This is a genomic window from Amycolatopsis sp. VC5-11 (genome assembly GCF_037034185.1).
Classification (GTDB): Bacteria; Actinomycetota; Actinomycetes; order Mycobacteriales; family Pseudonocardiaceae; genus Amycolatopsis; species Amycolatopsis nivea.
Genome location: NZ_JBAGKF010000014.1, coordinates 96049 through 111445 on the forward strand (window position 1 = coordinate 96049; position 15397 = coordinate 111445).

9 protein-coding genes are annotated in these 15397 nt (G+C 69.0%); 6 read left to right on the plus strand and 3 right to left on the minus strand.

The features are described 5' to 3' along the window. Nucleotides 1-212: 212 nt before the first annotated feature. Entirely contained in the window at nt 213-1589 is a 1377-nt protein-coding gene (locus WA670_RS32390; RefSeq protein ID WP_336159975.1) for a hypothetical protein, read from the plus strand. A 252-nt stretch (nt 1590-1841) separates the two neighbouring features. On the opposite strand, the gene WA670_RS32395 is transcribed toward WA670_RS32390, so the two are convergent. Together WA670_RS32395 and WA670_RS32400 are read right to left on the minus strand one after the other, a co-directional pair. Further along, a complete protein-coding gene (locus WA670_RS32395; protein WP_336159977.1) occupies nt 1842-2615 on the minus strand; it encodes a hypothetical protein in 774 nt (257 codons plus the stop codon). Between the two features lie 48 nt (nt 2616-2663). Further along, nucleotides 2664-3689 (minus strand): hypothetical protein, encoded by a 1026-nt coding sequence (locus tag WA670_RS32400; protein WP_336159979.1) that lies wholly within the window; start codon nt 3687-3689, stop codon nt 2664-2666. Nucleotides 3690-4057: 368 nt separating this feature from the next. Here WA670_RS32400 and WA670_RS32405 point away from each other — a divergent pair, with 368 nt between their 5' ends. Continuing rightward, nucleotides 4058-5323, plus strand: coding sequence for a pentapeptide repeat-containing protein (locus WA670_RS32405; RefSeq protein WP_336159982.1), 1266 nt, complete (start codon nt 4058-4060; stop codon nt 5321-5323). A gap of 71 nt (nt 5324-5394) precedes the next feature. On the opposite strand, the gene WA670_RS32410 is transcribed toward WA670_RS32405, so the two are convergent. Further along, the gene (locus WA670_RS32410; protein WP_442893142.1) at nt 5395-8763 is read right to left on the minus strand and encodes an error-prone DNA polymerase; all 3369 of its coding nucleotides are present in this window, start codon (nt 8761-8763) and stop codon (nt 5395-5397) included. Nucleotides 8764-9040: 277 nt separating this feature from the next. Here WA670_RS32410 and WA670_RS32415 point away from each other — a divergent pair, with 277 nt between their 5' ends. From WA670_RS32415 to ligD, 4 genes are all read left to right on the plus strand, one after another. Beyond that, nucleotides 9041-9370 carry a trypco2 family protein gene (locus WA670_RS32415; protein WP_336159983.1) on the plus strand — a complete coding sequence of 110 codons (330 nt, stop codon included), beginning with the start codon at nt 9041-9043 and terminating at the stop codon, nt 9368-9370. Between the two features lie 16 nt (nt 9371-9386). Then, nucleotides 9387-12812, plus strand: coding sequence for a tetratricopeptide repeat protein (locus WA670_RS32420; RefSeq protein ID WP_336159985.1), 3426 nt, complete (start codon nt 9387-9389; stop codon nt 12810-12812). Nucleotides 12813-13258: 446 nt separating this feature from the next. Continuing rightward, a complete protein-coding gene (locus tag WA670_RS32425) occupies nt 13259-13975 on the plus strand; it encodes an ATP-dependent DNA ligase (RefSeq protein ID WP_336159987.1) in 717 nt (238 codons plus the stop codon). 18 nt (nt 13976-13993) lie between these two features. After that, entirely contained in the window at nt 13994-15355 is a 1362-nt protein-coding gene (gene ligD, locus WA670_RS32430; protein WP_336159989.1) for a non-homologous end-joining DNA ligase, read from the plus strand. Nucleotides 15356-15397: the final 42 nt, after the last annotated feature.

Here is a 15397-nt window from a genome sequence, read left to right on the forward strand (position 1 = left end):
CGCGGCTCGTGACACGTCGTTCTTGCGTGACCTGCGTTTTCTCGGTTGTCTCATGGCGGCGTCACCATGATCGGGCTCAACTTTTGGCATTTGCTCGGCGGGCCCTGACGGCTGTGACGACCGGACGGTGCATGCTGGGAGCACGTCGACGCCCGCAGCTCGATGGCGGGCACGGCCCGGCATCCGAGAACGACAACCACTCTGGAATCTTCGTGACCGTCATCATGCGTAACGGCTGCGAATGTCCCGACGACTCTCTGGTGGGCAAACGGGTCATCCAGAGGAGGGAACCGGTGACTGACGATCCCCGCCGGCACCGGAGGATTCTGCTGGTTGTCGTGTCGGCGACGCTCGGGGCACTCGTTGGCCGCTGGGTGACCGCGCGCCCGTCGACTTCGTCCGAACCGCTGCGGCCGCCTGCAGCTCCGGCGGTGGCAGAGCAATCGGGCAAGCGGCCACACTGCATTTCCTCGGCCGTCTACTGTGCCCTAGCGTCGCTACTGTTGATGCTCACGGTGTGGCTGATGAGCCTAGAACGCCGGGGCCTCGGCGAGATCACCGCAACAGTGGCGGTGGCGGTTCTGGCGGTCGCGTTCCGTGGCCCTGTGTGGCGGTGGGATCGGTGGACGTCCGCAGTGCTCACTGTTTTGGCGATGCTCACGGGCGTCATCGCCCTGATGTTGATCATAAGTCGGATCGATTCCAGCGTATCCGAAGTCGGGGGGCTGCTGCGGGGAGTGGCCCTGTTCATCGTGTTCGTAGGCTCGCTCAGCTGGCTAGTCGCGTCCTGGGGAATGGCGACCTTCGCAGAGTTCACAGCCTTGCTGCTGATCGCGCTGATGCTGGGCGTCGTCTCGTTCAACGGAATCTCGTACTTCACGACCCCGGTATCGGCACCTGAGCCCACTGCCAACGGGTCCATCCTGGTGTTCGCAGCCGACCCGGCTGCCGAGATGAGTCTCGATGTCTCGTATAATCGAAAGGATTCGGGCTTCCCCGGGGCGCCACTCCTGTCGCTCGAGTTGTCTTTGACTGGATCCAATGACCACCGATGGGGAATCGTACTTTTCTCAGGGGCCCGTTTCAGAACTGGAGAGGGAAGCGGGACCGGAGCTATCACTAATTCACCGTCCGGCTACCAGGTGCTTTCCGGAGTTCAGGACCACGCAGAATACTCGGGCAGTGTTGTCGGACCGCTGGAGGAAAGTTCTGCATCGCGATCCATTGTGTCCCTGCCTGGTATTGCCTCTGCTCCGGAGTCGCTTCGAGAGCTAGAGCGTCTCGGTGTCGAGCAGCTCGCGGGTTTTTCTCCTGTTAAGCCGAAGTCCCTCGCCATCAAGGTCGACGGCGGCCACCTTGACTTGCTGAAGACCGTAACCCAAGCGATGCCGCCGCTCAGCGTTCCGAGCGAGCTTGTTTGGCGGGGCGTCGACAGGCTGGATGGGGTTACCTACGCGATTCTCGACCAAGGCGAGGAGGACCGCGCCAGGAACGTCCTGTTCGTCGTCGGGATTCTGCTCGGTGCCGCCGTCGCCTTCCTCATGGGCGCGCTGCAAGTACTGCTCAAGGCCGCCCACAGGTCGAAGTGACGTCCGCGCACCGTGGCGGTCATGCCGTGACCTTCAGTAGGGTCGTGTCGCTGAGTGGCCGAGTGAGACCGACACGAAAAGTTGCTGCCAGAGCAAATGGAACACGGTGGCGCGCGTGAATTTCAGCGCTCGATCAGACTGCGTCCGAAACGCATCGCCCAGCACTGCGCCGTGCAGTTCAAACGAGCCTAAGCGACTGAATTGACAGCGGGCTGGCCGCCTATCCGGTTACTCGCCGAGCGTCTCCTGCAACTAAGTGCCCTGGCGGGGTGGGATGTGGGTCGCTTGGTGCAATTCGTCTGCGTCGTATGGTCGCAGCATCGTGTTCGGCGCGATGACTTCGCGCATCCAGAGGAATCCCGTCTCGTCGCCGTTCACCGCGATGATGCGGCCGAGCGGGCCGGTGTGCCCGCGGGACAGTTCGGCGAGTTCTTCGGTTGCGACGTCGCGCCAGAGGCTGCGGTGCGTCGCTACCGCCGTCAGGATCTGGCCAGCGTCGTTGGTCAAAGGGCCCATGATCGCGTTGTCGATTCGGGCTTGCTCCTCGTCGGGCCAGTACGGCTTGCCGGTGTCCGACAAGTACACGTCGACGTCGGCTGCCTTCAGCGGGTCGGGCGCGGAGAGCAGGAGATGCTGGCCGACGCTCTTCGACATTGTCGGCTGGTCGCCGCTGGGCGACCCGGGTTCGAATGTGGACCACGGGAAGCGGATCCGTACCAGGTGTTTTACGCCCGGCGCGGCGTCCGCGCCGAGGAACCAGCCGGGCCGGGCACCGTCCTCGAACCGCCAGGCGGTGGATTCGTGATGCAGGGTCTTCACGCCGTCGACCGCGAACTTGAACCCGGGCCGGTTCCTGGGGTCCGGATCCGGGCCGTGGATGCTGACTTTGACAGGCAGGTCGACATCGCGGTTCTTAATGTAGAACGAGGTGCGCATCGCCCATATCCGATAGCCGAAGCTCGCGACGCGGTTCTGCCTGCTGAACACGACGAACGCGATCGCGTTGTCCTTGGCACGGCTCATCATTTCCCCAAACGGTTCGATTCCGGGCGCGGCCGGTGGTGTGTCCGCCGGTCAGGTCAGCCAGGCACCGACGCCGACGCGGCCGACTTGCCACCGGTGGGGTTGTACCTCGCAGAACAGGGGATAGTTGCGCAGCAGCGCGTACACGTTGTACATGCGGTCGGTGAGAGTGCGCCCGGGAAACTCCGGCACTGCGCGCAGGATTTCGGTGCGCGTCATCGGCTCGGGAGACCGGGCCAGAAGACTGGCCACGCGGTGCAGCGGTGGTGTCCCGTCCGTGCCCCGCTCGGCGTCGGACCAGACGGTCTCGCCGTGTTCGAAGCGCTGGTTCAACTGGAAGGCGTGGCGTGCGACGGCCTCGCCGGCGTCGCGGAGGAACGGCAGGATCTTGTCGGCGGGATTCGGCAGGGAGCGTCGGAAGATCCGCAATCCGACTGCCAGAACTGCGGCTGCGGTCACGGTTGTCGCCGGGTGTTTCCCTGCGGCGCGGGCAGCGGCGACGGCCGCGCGGACAGTGCCCTCGGTGGTCAGGGCCGCGGTGTGGACGGCGATGCGGGCCTGGGTTTCGGCTGTGCCGACTTGACCGACCGCCGATCGGAGCTTGTGCCAGTCCTCGTGCGCGAGACCGCTGCGCTGGAGATCGCGATCGTGCGAGACGAGCGCCGCGGGGCCGAGCACGCCGTGCAGTTGCAGCATCCCGACGTCGCTGAGGTCTTCTTGTGCCAACTGCTCGGCTGCGGCTGTGTAGGGCAGTCCGTCGGTGTCCACCGTGTACAGCAGGGGAACGTAGGAGTGCCACCAGATCCGCTGCGCCGTCGCGAGGTCGAAAGCACCGCAGGTTTCGTGCCACCGATCCTCCAGGACCCGCGGCACCTCGGCCCAGACCTGCCGGGTGATGAACCCGCGTACCGTGCCGTGTTGCATCGCAGCAACGAACGACGAGGGCGAAGTCCGGCGAATCGCCGCGATGACGTCGGAGGTCAGGACGGAACAGTCGAACACCGCCAGGCGCAGCGGCCGCGCGCGCAGCAGGCCACGTGTCTGCGGCGGCGATCCGAGGGCCAGTTCGGCGGTCATGGTGATGAGCCTACGACCCACTACCGACAGTTTCCGGTGGTTTTCGGGCTCTCGCCGATCCGGAACATGCGTGTGTTCCAGATTGGGATCCTGGGCGTATTGACTTCCGGCGGTGCCTGGATCGTGTTGTCAGGCCTGGCGTGGACGTCAGGAACGCCTGCATCTCCAGGTCGGGTGTTTGCGCGAGAACAGCGGCGACCGTGTCGGGTCTCACCGCAGACGATATGTCGATCTTCTCCGACTTGGGCGAGCCTGAACAATCTCACGGCGACGTCACCATCATCAGTCTCAGCGCACGTGTCACTTCTTCAGGCCGAGCCCCGCCGTCTTGCTGTAGCGCGGTTCAGGTGCGTGGCGACGTAGGAAGCATGATCGACACCAAAGACGCGACCACGCCGCTGCCTGCTCCGCCTCCGGACGCCGAGCCGCGGGTGGAGCGGCCTCCGTTGTCTGGGCACCGACTGGTTGCGGCCGCGGTGCTCGGTCTCGTTGTCCTCGGCACGGTGTTCACCGTGATGTGGCTGTGGATCAACACCACGCCGGCAGTGGGTGAACAGAAGACAACCGCGCACCTTGAGGTGTTCAAGACGACTGCGAGCGTGGCGGTCATGCTCGGCGGACTCGGTGTGCTGTACCTCGCGGCGCGCCGTCAGCGCACGCAGGAAGCCGAGCACAACCACGCCGTGCGAACCGCAGAGATCAACAGGAAGCATGCCGAACGCGTCGCTGCGGCCGCCGAGGACGACGCAGCCCGTCGGCGGGTGACCGATCTCTATACCAAGGCCGCTGATCAGTTGGGCTCGGACAAGGCACCCGTGCGGTTGGCCGGCTTGTACGCGATGGAACGCGTCGGTCAGGACAACCCTGACCAACGCCAGACCATCATCAAGGTGCTGTGCGCATACCTGCGAATGCCCTACGAGCAGCCCGTACCGGCCACGAGGCTTCCGCGGGACCCGCACAACGATCTGATCCGACAGCAGGTCGAGGGGCAGCGCCCACATTGGGAAGAACGCGAGGTCCGACTCACCGCGCAACGCATCGTCACCGACCACTTGGAACTCGTCGCACCGGATGGGAACGACTCGATCTCGTGGGGGGCCTACCCTCTCGATCTGCGCGGTGCCGTGCTCATCGACTTTGACTTGCGCGGGCGCCGGGTCGGTTCCGCTCGGTTCAGCGGCGCACACTTCATCGGACCCGCGCTCTTCTCCAAGGCGTGCTTCACCGAAGTGGCCGGGTTCACGGATGCGGAGTTTCACGGGACCGCTCGGTTCACGGACACCCGTTTCGTCGGCAACGCGGTGTTTCGTTCGACGCTCTTCGCCAAGGCGAGTCCGTTCGCCCGTGCCCGGTTCGAGGACGTAGCGCAGTTCCGCGGGACTGTGTTCTGCGGTGACCCCGCGCTCTGGGATGCGGACTTCGCGCGGCCGCACCGGCTCAACCTCACGGACGCCAAGATCGAGTTCGATCTCCAGAGCGCCAGCGCACAGTGGGTTCCCGTCGATTCGCCGTACCCTCCGGGATGGATCGAAGTGACAGCAGCGGAGCTGGTCAAGGAGGATCGGTGGCGTGTCGTCACTCTGGGGCGGGATCCCGCCTATCCTGAGTCGGTCGATGGCACCTCGGCATGACCGCGCCAAGATCATTGAGATGTGGTCACAGAAATTGGGACCCTGCACACTGGCCGGGGTGGTGGGCGGCGTCAGCGGAAGTTCCGCGACTTGCCGGCCAGATTCCTCAGGTCCAGCGGGGCGATCCGGTCGGCCACGACGGACACAGTTTGCTGCGAAACCTGGGCGATTCCCCGCACGACGACGGCGCTGCTGCCTTTCAGGATTCGTTGGCTGTGTTTCCACATGCCGAGGGAGACGATGACGTTGGCCATGCCGGTTTCGTCTTCGAGGTTGAGGAAGGTGATGCCGCCTGCGGTGGCGGGACGTTGCATGTGGGTGATGGCTCCGCCGACGCTGATCCGGGTGCCGTCCTCGACGTCGAGCAGCTGTCCGGCCGGGACTGCGCCGATGCGGTCGAGGTGTTCGCGGACGAACGCGACGGGGTGCAGGCCGGGGGTGATGCTGGTGGCCCAGAGGTCGGCGGCGGCGATTTCGACGGCGCTCATCCCGGGCAGCGCGGGCGCGTCGTGTCCGATCGCCATGCCGGGCAGGTGGCTCGCGCGGGTGGCGGCGGCGGCTCCGGCTGCCCAGAGCGCCTGGCGTCGGTCGGGGCCGAGGTTCTCGAAGCAGCCGGCGGTGGCGAAGGCTTCGACGACGGGGGTGTCGAGCTGGATCCGTTCGGTCAGGTCGGCGATCGACGCGTACGGGCCGTGGGCGTCGCGTTCGGCTACGACGGCGTCGGCGACGTCGTCGCCGACCTGGCGGATTCCGGCGAGCCCGAGCCGGACCGCGACCCCGCCGGTGCTGTCGGCGCAGGGCTCGAGGGCCGGGTGGGCGAGGGAGGCGTTGATGTCGGGGCGGCGGGTGACGACGCCGTGGCGGCGGGCGTCGGCCACGAGGGTCTGCGGCGAATAGAACCCCATCGGCTGCGCGCGCAGCAGCCCCGCGCAGAACGCGCTCGGATGGTACTTCTTGAACCACGCGCTCGCGTACACCAACAACGCGAACGACAGCGAGTGCGACTCGGGAAAGCCGTAGCCCGAGAAGGCGCTGATCTGCTCGAAGATCCGGTCCGCGAGCTGACGCGGGATGCCGTTGCGGGCGGTGCCCTCGAAGTAGCGGGCGGCGAGCAGGCGCATCTTCTCGCCGGAGCGTTTCGCTCCCATCGCCCGCCGCAACTGGTCGGCCTCGCCCGGGGTGAACGACGCCGTGTCTCGCGCGAGTTGCATGACTTGTTCCTGGAACAGCGGGACGCCGAGGGTGCGGTCGAGGGCGGGTTTCATCAGTGGGTGCGGGTGCTTCCACGGTGCCCCGTTGCGGCGCGCGAGATACGGGTGCACCGAACCGCCCTGGATCGGGCCGGGCCTGATCAACGCGACCTGCACCACCAGGTCGTAGAACTTCCGCGGCCGCAGCCGCGGCAGCGTCCCCAGCTGCGCCCTGCTTTCCACCTGGAACACGCCGACCGCGTCCGCTTCGCAGAGCATGTCGTAGACCGCCTCGTCCGCGAGGTCGAGGTCGTGGAGTCCGATGCGGACGTCGTGGTGCTCGGCGACGAGATCGATCATGTAATGCAAGGCCGAGAGCATGCCGAGGCCGAGCAGGTCGAACTTCGTCAGCCCGATCGCCGCGCAGTCGTCCTTGTCCCACTGGAGAACGCTGCGTCCTTCGGCGGTGGCCCACTCGACCGGCACGATCTCCGACACCGGCGTCCGCGCGATGACCATGCCGCCGGAATGCACGCCGAGGTGCCGGGGCGTGCCGTGCAGCCACCTGGCGTACTCCAGCACGTCGTCGGGAACCCCGTCCTCGCGCTCGGCATCAGAGTCGGTGTCGGCGACGGCGCGCCAGCGGTCGACGTGTTTAGCCCACGCGTCCTGCTGCCCAGGCGAATAGCCCAGCGCGCGGGCGGCGTCGCGGACCGCGCTTTTCGCCCTGTAAGTGATCACGTTCGCGACCTGGGCGGCGTTGAACCGGCCGTGAGTGTCGTAGACGTACTGGATGACTTCTTCGCGCCGGTCGGATTCGATGTCGACGTCGATGTCCGGTGCGCCTTCCCGCTCCGGGGACAGGAACCGCTCGAACAGCAAGCCCCACTTCACCGGGTCGGCGTGGCAGATCTGCAAGGCGAAGCAGACCGCGGAGTTCGCCGCCGAGCCCCGGCCCTGGCAGAGGATGTTGTTGTCCCGGCAGAAGCGCACGATGTCCCACACCACGAGGAAGTAGCCGGGGAACCCGAGGCGTTCGATGATCGCCAGCTCGTGGTCGATCTGGGCGTAGGCGCGCTTGTTGCCCGCGCGCGGCCCGTACCGCAGTTCCGCGCCTCGCTCGACCAGATGCCGCAGATACGCGGCCTCGTCCGGAAACCGGTCCGGGACGGGGAACGGCGGCAGTTCGGGAGCGACGAGGTTCAAGTCGAACGCGACCTCGACTCCGAGCAGTGCGGCCCGCTGCACCGCGCCCGGGTAGCGCGCGAACCATTCCGCGAGTTCTTCGCCGTCGCGCAGGAACGCGGTCCCGTCCGCCGGGAGCCAGCCTTCGAGGTCGTCGACCGAGCGCCGGGCGCGGATCGCGGCGACCGCCCAGGCGTGGCGGTCCTGTTGCGGGCGGGCGTAGTGCACGTTGCCCGCCGCCACCGTCGCCACCCCGAGATCGGCCGCCATCCCGGCGAGCAGGTCGTTGTGGCTGCTGTCGGTCGGCAAGCCCTGCTCCGACAGCTCCACGACGACGTGCTCGCGCCCGAACCACTCCACCAACCGCCGCAGCTCCGTCATCGCCGCGTCGGCACCGTTCTCGACCAGGGCCCGGCGGACCGCGCCCTTGCGGCACCCGGTCAAGACGGCGACGTGGCCGCGCAGTTCCTCCACCGCGGCGGGGAGGTCGTAGACCGGGCGGCCTTTCTCGCCACCGGCGATCTGCGCCCGCGAGATCACCCCGCACAAGCGCTGATACCCGGTCACGTTCCGGGCCAGCACCAGCAGATGCGATCCCGCCGGATCCGCCGAACCGCCTTGCGGTGCGGGGAGGTCCAGCGACAGCTCCGCGCCGTGCCCGGTGCGGATCCCCAGCGCCCGCCCCGCCTCGGCGAACCGGACCGCCCCGTACATCCCGTCGTGATCGGTGAGCACCATCGCGTCCAGGTCCAGCCGGACCGCTTCCTCGACCAGCTCCTCCGGCGACGCCACCCCGTCCAAGAACGAGAAGTAGCTGTGGGCGTGCAGTTCCGCGTACGGCACCCGCGACGGCGACACCAGCGACGAGGCCCGGCGGACCAGGCGCTCCGGCGGACGGTAGCCGTCGCGCTTGCGCGACCACGCCGGTGAATCCCCGCCATCGCCCCGCACCTGCTTCCGCGGTGCGGGACGCCCGGCCGCGATCCGCGCCAGCTCGCTCCACCGCAACCGGCTGTTGAAACCGCCGGACGGTCCGCGATCGACCGTTGACCGTTCGTCACTCACCTTGCGCAGTCCTGTCCCCGTAACCGACCGCTGCGGGGAAGACAGCGCTGACCGTGCCCACACCGGGTGGGAACACGTGTTCGATCGTAGGTGCTGGTTCGCGGTGGTCAACAGGGGGCGCGGACCGCCTGTGGATGTGCGCTTCAGTCGTCGAGTTGAGCGCCCAGGGCAAGCCATATCTTCACGACGGCGCGCGGTGTGAAGGGAGGTTGGTCTGCTCGGGTTCGCGCGGTCTGTCGTGAAGCGGTGTTGGTGGTGTGGATGGGATTCTGGGTCGATGGAGATTGAACTGGCGGATGCGGTGGCGTCGGTGCGGGATGAGTTGCTGGAGGCTGCGGGGCGGGGTGCGGGTGCTGGGGTGGTGTTTGTGGTAGGTCCGGTGGAGCTGGAGTTCGCGGTGGAGTTGCGGCGGGATGCGAAGGTGAAGGCGGGGTTCAAGGCGTGGGTGGTGTCGGGGGATGCCGAGGGCGGTGTGGCGCGGGGTCGGACGCACAAGGTGAAGGTGACGTTGACGCCGCGTGCGTCGGGCGGTGGTGACCTGCTTGTCGCGGGCGAGAAGGATCGGCAAGCGGGTCCGGGCGACGTGTCGGGGCCGGTGGGGCGCTGAGGGAGGGGACCGGTTGGTGGAGTGGGAGCGGGTCGCTGCGGTCACCGGTGCGGGCGGGCCGGGGTCGGGGTATGTGGTCGGGCCCCGGTTGGTGTTGACGTCGGCGCATGTCGTGGCCGAGGTCGGTACGTCGGTGACGGTGTTCCGGCCCGGCCGCGAGGGCTCGTTCACGGGAACGGTCGCGTGGTGCGGGACCCCGGGCGGGCGGGACGACGCGGCCTTGGTCGTGGTGGACGATTCCGCGTGGACTTCGGTCGAAGACGGGGGTGTGGTGCGGTGGGGCCGCACGGTCACTCATCGGCCCGGGATCGGTTGCGAGTGCTGGGGTGTGCCGGATCTGGTGCAGCGCCCGGGCCGGGCGGTCGAGGTGGAGCAGCTGGCCGGGACGCTGAATCCGGGCGACGGCCTGGTGGGCGGCCGTTACGTGATGAAACTGGCGGGGCATCCGCCCGGCGGCGGGTCGCCATGGGGCGGGATGTCGGGGGCGGCGATGTTCTGCGACGGTCTGTTGACCGGCGTCATCGCCGCGGACCCGGCCGGGCGCGGGCACGCCGCGCTGGAGGCGGTGCCGGCGTCGGTGCTGCTCGCGGATCAGGGTTTCGCGGCTGTGGTGAACGCCTGCACCGGCACGGCGGTGGCACGATGCGAGCCCGTCGAATTGCAGGCGCTCGCCGAGCGCGGCGTTCCCGCGGGCGGCGGAGTGTCGTCGCCGGCGGGCTTGTTGTCGGCGCGCAAGGGAATCGTGCCGTTCCGCGGCCGGGACACGCTGCTGGCTGAGCTGACGTCGTGGGCGGACACGCCCGGGACCGGGGTGTGGCTGCTGCACGGTCCGGGCGGGCAGGGCAAAACCCGTCTCGCCTACCATTTCGGCGAGCAGCTGGCCGGGCGGAGCTGGGCGGTCGTCTGGCTCGACCGCGCCGCCGGTCCTGTTGAGCTGCGGGTGCTGGGCGATGCCCGGGTGCCGGTGCTGGCGGTGCTCGACTACGCGGAAAGCCGCACCGAGCAGCTGACCGGACTGGCCGAGGTCCTCGAAAGCCGCAGCCAGGTGAAGGTGCTGCTGCTGGCGCGGACGGCGGGCGCGTGGTGGCAGGACCTGCCCGCCGACGGCGACGCCGCGCGCGACCTGGCCGATCTCGCCCGCGTGAGCGAACTGTCCGCGCTGGGCGACTCCGCCGGCACCTACCAGGCCGCGGTCGCGGCGTTCGCCGCCGCCGCGACCCGGATCCCCGGCCTGGACCCCGCCTCGTGGACCGCCGCGGTAGCACACCTCGCCGACCACGCCCCCGAGGAACCGGACGAATCTCGGACGGTGTTGGCGGTGCAGATGACCGCCCTGGCCGACCTGCTCGACGCCACCCACGCCTCGGCTCACACCGCACCTGCCGAACGGGGGCCAGAAGACCGGCTGCTCGACCACGAGCGCGGCTACTGGCGCAGTACCGCCCGCGCGCACGGCCTGCTGCCGGGAATGAGCCTGGCGACGTTGGGCGACGTGGTCGCCGCGGTTTCGCTCCTCGGCCCGGACACTCCCCGGGACCTCGACCAAGTACTGGACTGGTTGCCGGCGCTCGATGGGCAGCCCCGCGACCGCCGCGACGCCGTCCGCGCGTGGCTGACCCAGCTCTATCCCGCCGCCCCCGGCGCAGGCTTCGTCGGGCTCGCGCCCGACCGCCTCGCGGAACGCCTGATCGGACGGCTCCTGCAAGACCGCACCCGGCCCTGCGTCGTCGACGCGCTCGCCGGGCATGTGGACTACGGGCAAGCGTCGCGGATGCTGACCGTGTGCGTCCGTGCCGCCGCGCACACCGCGTTCGGGACATCGGTCGGCGACGCGGTGACCAATCTGTGCCTCACATGGCCGGAGAAGCTGCTGGAACCGGCCATCGACACAGCAACCCGCGTCGAGGCGCCGGCACCGCTGCTGCGGGCGTTGGAACACGCCGCGAAAGACCCGGCCATCGCGCTGCGAGACCTCCAACGCATGTCGGATGCCTTCCCCCACTCCAGCCATGCGCTCGCGGATACCGCCGCCACCGTCGCGCAGGCGCTCCTCGCACGCCACCGCGAAGCAACAGCGCAGGGCAGGCCAACAGACGAATCCATCCTGGCCCGGCACTTGAACAAGGTCTCAAACCGGTTAGGCGACGTGGGGCGTCGGGAGGAGGCCCTGGCCGCGGTCACCGAAGCCGTTGAGACCTGCCGGCGGTTGGCCAGCCAGCGTCCGGACGCCTATCTGCCCGACCTCGCCGGCAGCTTGAGCAACCTCTCAAACGGGTTGGGCGACGTGGGGCGTCGGGAGGAGAGCTTGGCCGCGGTTACCGAAGCCGTCGAGATCCACCGGCGGTTGGCCGACGAGCGCCCAGCCGCCTACCTGCCCGACCTCGCGATGAGCTTGAGCAACCTCTCGATCCGGTTGGGCGACGTGGGGCGTCGGGAGGAGAGCTTGGCCGCGGTCACCGAAGCCGTCGAGATCCACCGGCGGTTGGCCGACGAGCGCCCAGCCGCCTACCTGCCCGACCTCGCCCGCAGCTTGAGCAACCTCTCGATCCGGTTGAGCGTCCTGGGGCGTCGGGAGGAGGGCTTGGCCGCGGTCACCGAATCCGTTGAGACCTACCGGCAGTTGGCCAGCCAGCGTCCGGACGCCTACCTGCCCGACCTCGCCGGCAGCTTGAGCAACCTCTCAAACCGGTTGGGCGACGTGGGGCGTCGGGAGGAGGCGCTGGCCCCGGTTACCGAAGCCGTCGAGATCCACCGGCGGTTGGCCGACGAGCGCCCAGCCGCCTACCTGCCCGACCTCGCGATGAGCTTGAACAACCTCTCGATCCGGTTGAGCGTCCTGGGGCGTCGGGAGGAGGCGCTGGCCCCGGTTACCGAAGCCGTCGAGATCCACCGGCGGTTGGCCGACGAGCGCCCAGCCGCCTACCTGCCCGACCTCGCCCGCAGCTTGAGCAACCTCTCGATCCGGTTGGGCGACGTGGGGCGTCGGGAGGAGGGCTTGGCCGCGGTCACCGAATCCGTTGAGACCTACCGGCAGTTGGCCAGCCAGCGTCCGGACGCCTACCTGCCCGACCTCGCGATGAGCTTGAACAACCTCTCGATCCGGTTGGGCGACGTGGGGCGTCGGGAGGAGAGCTTGGCCCTGGTCACCGAAGCCGTCGAGATCCGCCGGCGGTTGGCCGACGAGCGCCCGGACGCCTACCTGCCCGACCTCGCGATGAGCTTGAGCAACCTCTCGATCCGGTTGAGTGTCCTCGGGCGCTGGGAGGAGGCGCTGGCCCCGATTACCGAAGCCGTCGAGATCCGTCGGCAGTTGGCCAGCCAACGGCCGGCCGCGCATGAGGATGAACTTCAGCAGTCGCTACGTGTCCTGGCGCTGCTGCAACGCGCTGCCGACCAAATGCCGGCGTCAACGCAGGAGACGTCAACTCCTCCTGCCGGCTGACGTCGCGCGGCCTTCCACGATCATCACTGCTGTGACGCTCCGCAACATGGCCGAGGCAGGATCGGTCGAACCCGCGTCCTCGCTTCCGCGGCCCTGACAAAGGATCCTCTCTCTCCGCGCGCAGGGTCGGCGGCGAAGCGTCACGCTGCAGTTTCCCGGCCGGGACCCCGCCCCGTGCTTGCCGCACTCTGAGCGGAACTTTGCCGTGATCCGATCTGCGGCGAAGCACCGGCCGTGACCGCGCCCCGTGCCGGGCAGTGCATTCCGGTCCAGGGCGACCCGTCCGACAGAGACCTGCCGAGTGCGGCGATCGGTAGGCCTAAAACGGGTGATCCTCGCAGGTCACGTCATGTCGGGTGTGGACGGTCGGGAGGCGGGAGTGGCCTGTCGGGGTGACGATGGTCGTGTGGCGGGGGTGGTCTTCGAGAGGCGGGCGGGAGGTTGGGATGGCGCGCGCATCACGCCGGGACGGTTCCCGGGTGCCCGGCTGGGTGGAGCCGATGCTGGCGAAAGCCGACGGGGGCAGATTGCGGGAGGGCCCGGAGTGGGCTTACGAGTACAAGCTGGACGGCTACCGCGCCTGCATGCGGGTCGCTGAGGACGGGACGACACAGCTGACCAGCCGCAACGGCCTCGACTTCACCGACGAATTCGCGGAGGTTGCCGGCGTGCTCGGGCAGGGCCTCGACGGTCGGGCGGCCGTGCTGGACGGGGAGATCGTGGTCTACAACGAGACCGGCCAGCCCGAGTTCGGCCTGTTGCAGGAACGTCGCGGCCGGTACCAGACCCACCGCAGCTCGGTCCGCGGCAACGAGCCGTTCGACGGCCCGCCGGTCCGGTTCCTTGCCTTCGATCTGCTCCGGCTGGGCACGGAGTCGCTGCTGGACGCGCCGTACGACGAACGCCGACGGGAGCTGCTCGCGCTGCCGATGCCGGATCCCTACCGGGTGTCGGTGGTGCGCGCGGTCACCTTCACCGAGCTGGACGCCGACCGTCGCACCACGGCGCAGCTGCTCGCCCACGTCGCCTCCGTCGGGCACGAGGGCCTCGTCGCGAAGCACCGCCGCGCGCTCTACACCCCCGGCAAACGAACCGACGCCTGGCTCAAGCACCCGCTGGTCCAGACGACGGAAGTCGTCGTGTGCGGGTGGCGGCCCGGGTAAGGACGCTTCGCCGGAAAGATGGGCGGGTTGCTGCTGGGCGCGCACGACCCGGGAACCGGCGATCTGCGCTACGTCGGCGACGTCGGAACGGGGTTCACCGATGCCGAACGCGACCGCCTCCGCACCCGTCTCGCCGCGCTGGAACGTCCAGGCCACCCGTTCGCGGTCGCGCCGCCGAGGGAGGACGTCGCCCGCGCCCGCTGGGTCGATCCGGTGCTGGTAGGCGAGGTCCGGTTCCGGCAGTTCACTCGCGGAGGCGGACGCTTGCGCCACACCAGCTGGCGCGGGTTGCGCGCCGACCGCGTTCCAGGCGACGCCGTCGTTCCCAGCACGGAAGCCCGACCGAACGAACAGTTGGCTATCCCCGGCCCCGGCCCCGGCCCCGGCCCCGGCCCCGGCCCGAGCCCCGCACCCGCCCGTCCGGCGGCCGATGCCGAGCGGGCGCAGCCGCCCGGGCCGAAGGTCACCGTGCGGGCCGGAGGGCGCAAGCTCACGTTGTCGAACCTGGACAAGCCTCTGTATCCCGACGGGTTCTCCAAGGGCGAAGCGCTCAACTACTACTCGCGCGTCGCTCCGGTCTTCATGCCGCACGTCGCCGGGAGACCGGTCACGGTCGTGCGCTGGCCCGACGGCACCGCGGGCAAGGCGTTCTTCGAAAAGAAGGTCCCGCGCGGCGCTCCGGACTGGCTGTCCACGGTCCGGCTGCCGAGCACCAGCGCCCGCAGCCGGCACGGCCAACGCGGAGAACCGATCGAGTACCCCCTGCTGGACGAACTCGCGGCACTGGTGTGGGCGGCGAACCTGGCAGCGCTGGAAATCCACGTGCCGCAGTACACCGTCGACCTGGGCCCGCCGCCCGCTCGGCGGCCTCCGGACCGGCTGGTGTTCGACCTCGACCCAGGCCCGGGCGCCACAGTCGTGGACTGCTGCCGGGTCGCCGAACGACTCCAATCCCTCCTCGCCGACGACGGCCTGACCGCCGTCGCCGCCACCTCCGGGTCGAAAGGGCTGCAGATGTACAGCCCGATCACCACCCGCGATCCCGCCGCGCCGTCCGCCTACGCGAAACGCCTGGCCCGGCAACTCGCGCGCGAAACACCGGACCGGGTGACCGCAGTGATGGCCAAGACCCAGCGCGCCGGTCGGGTGTTCATCGACTGGTCACAGAACAACCCCGCCAAAACCACCATCGCGCCGTACTCGCTGCGCGGGCGCGACCTCCCTGCCGTCGCCACGCCGGTCACCTGGGCCGAGATACGCGCCTGCCGCCGCGCGAACCAGCTGGCTTTCACGGCCGAGGACGTCCTCGACCGCGTCGCCGAACAGGGCGATCTACTTGAAACGCTCCTCGGCGCCGGTCCGCACCTCCCCTCGGACTGACCGCGGCCGGTGGCTGGCCGACCCGGGCAAAGAGTTCCTGCG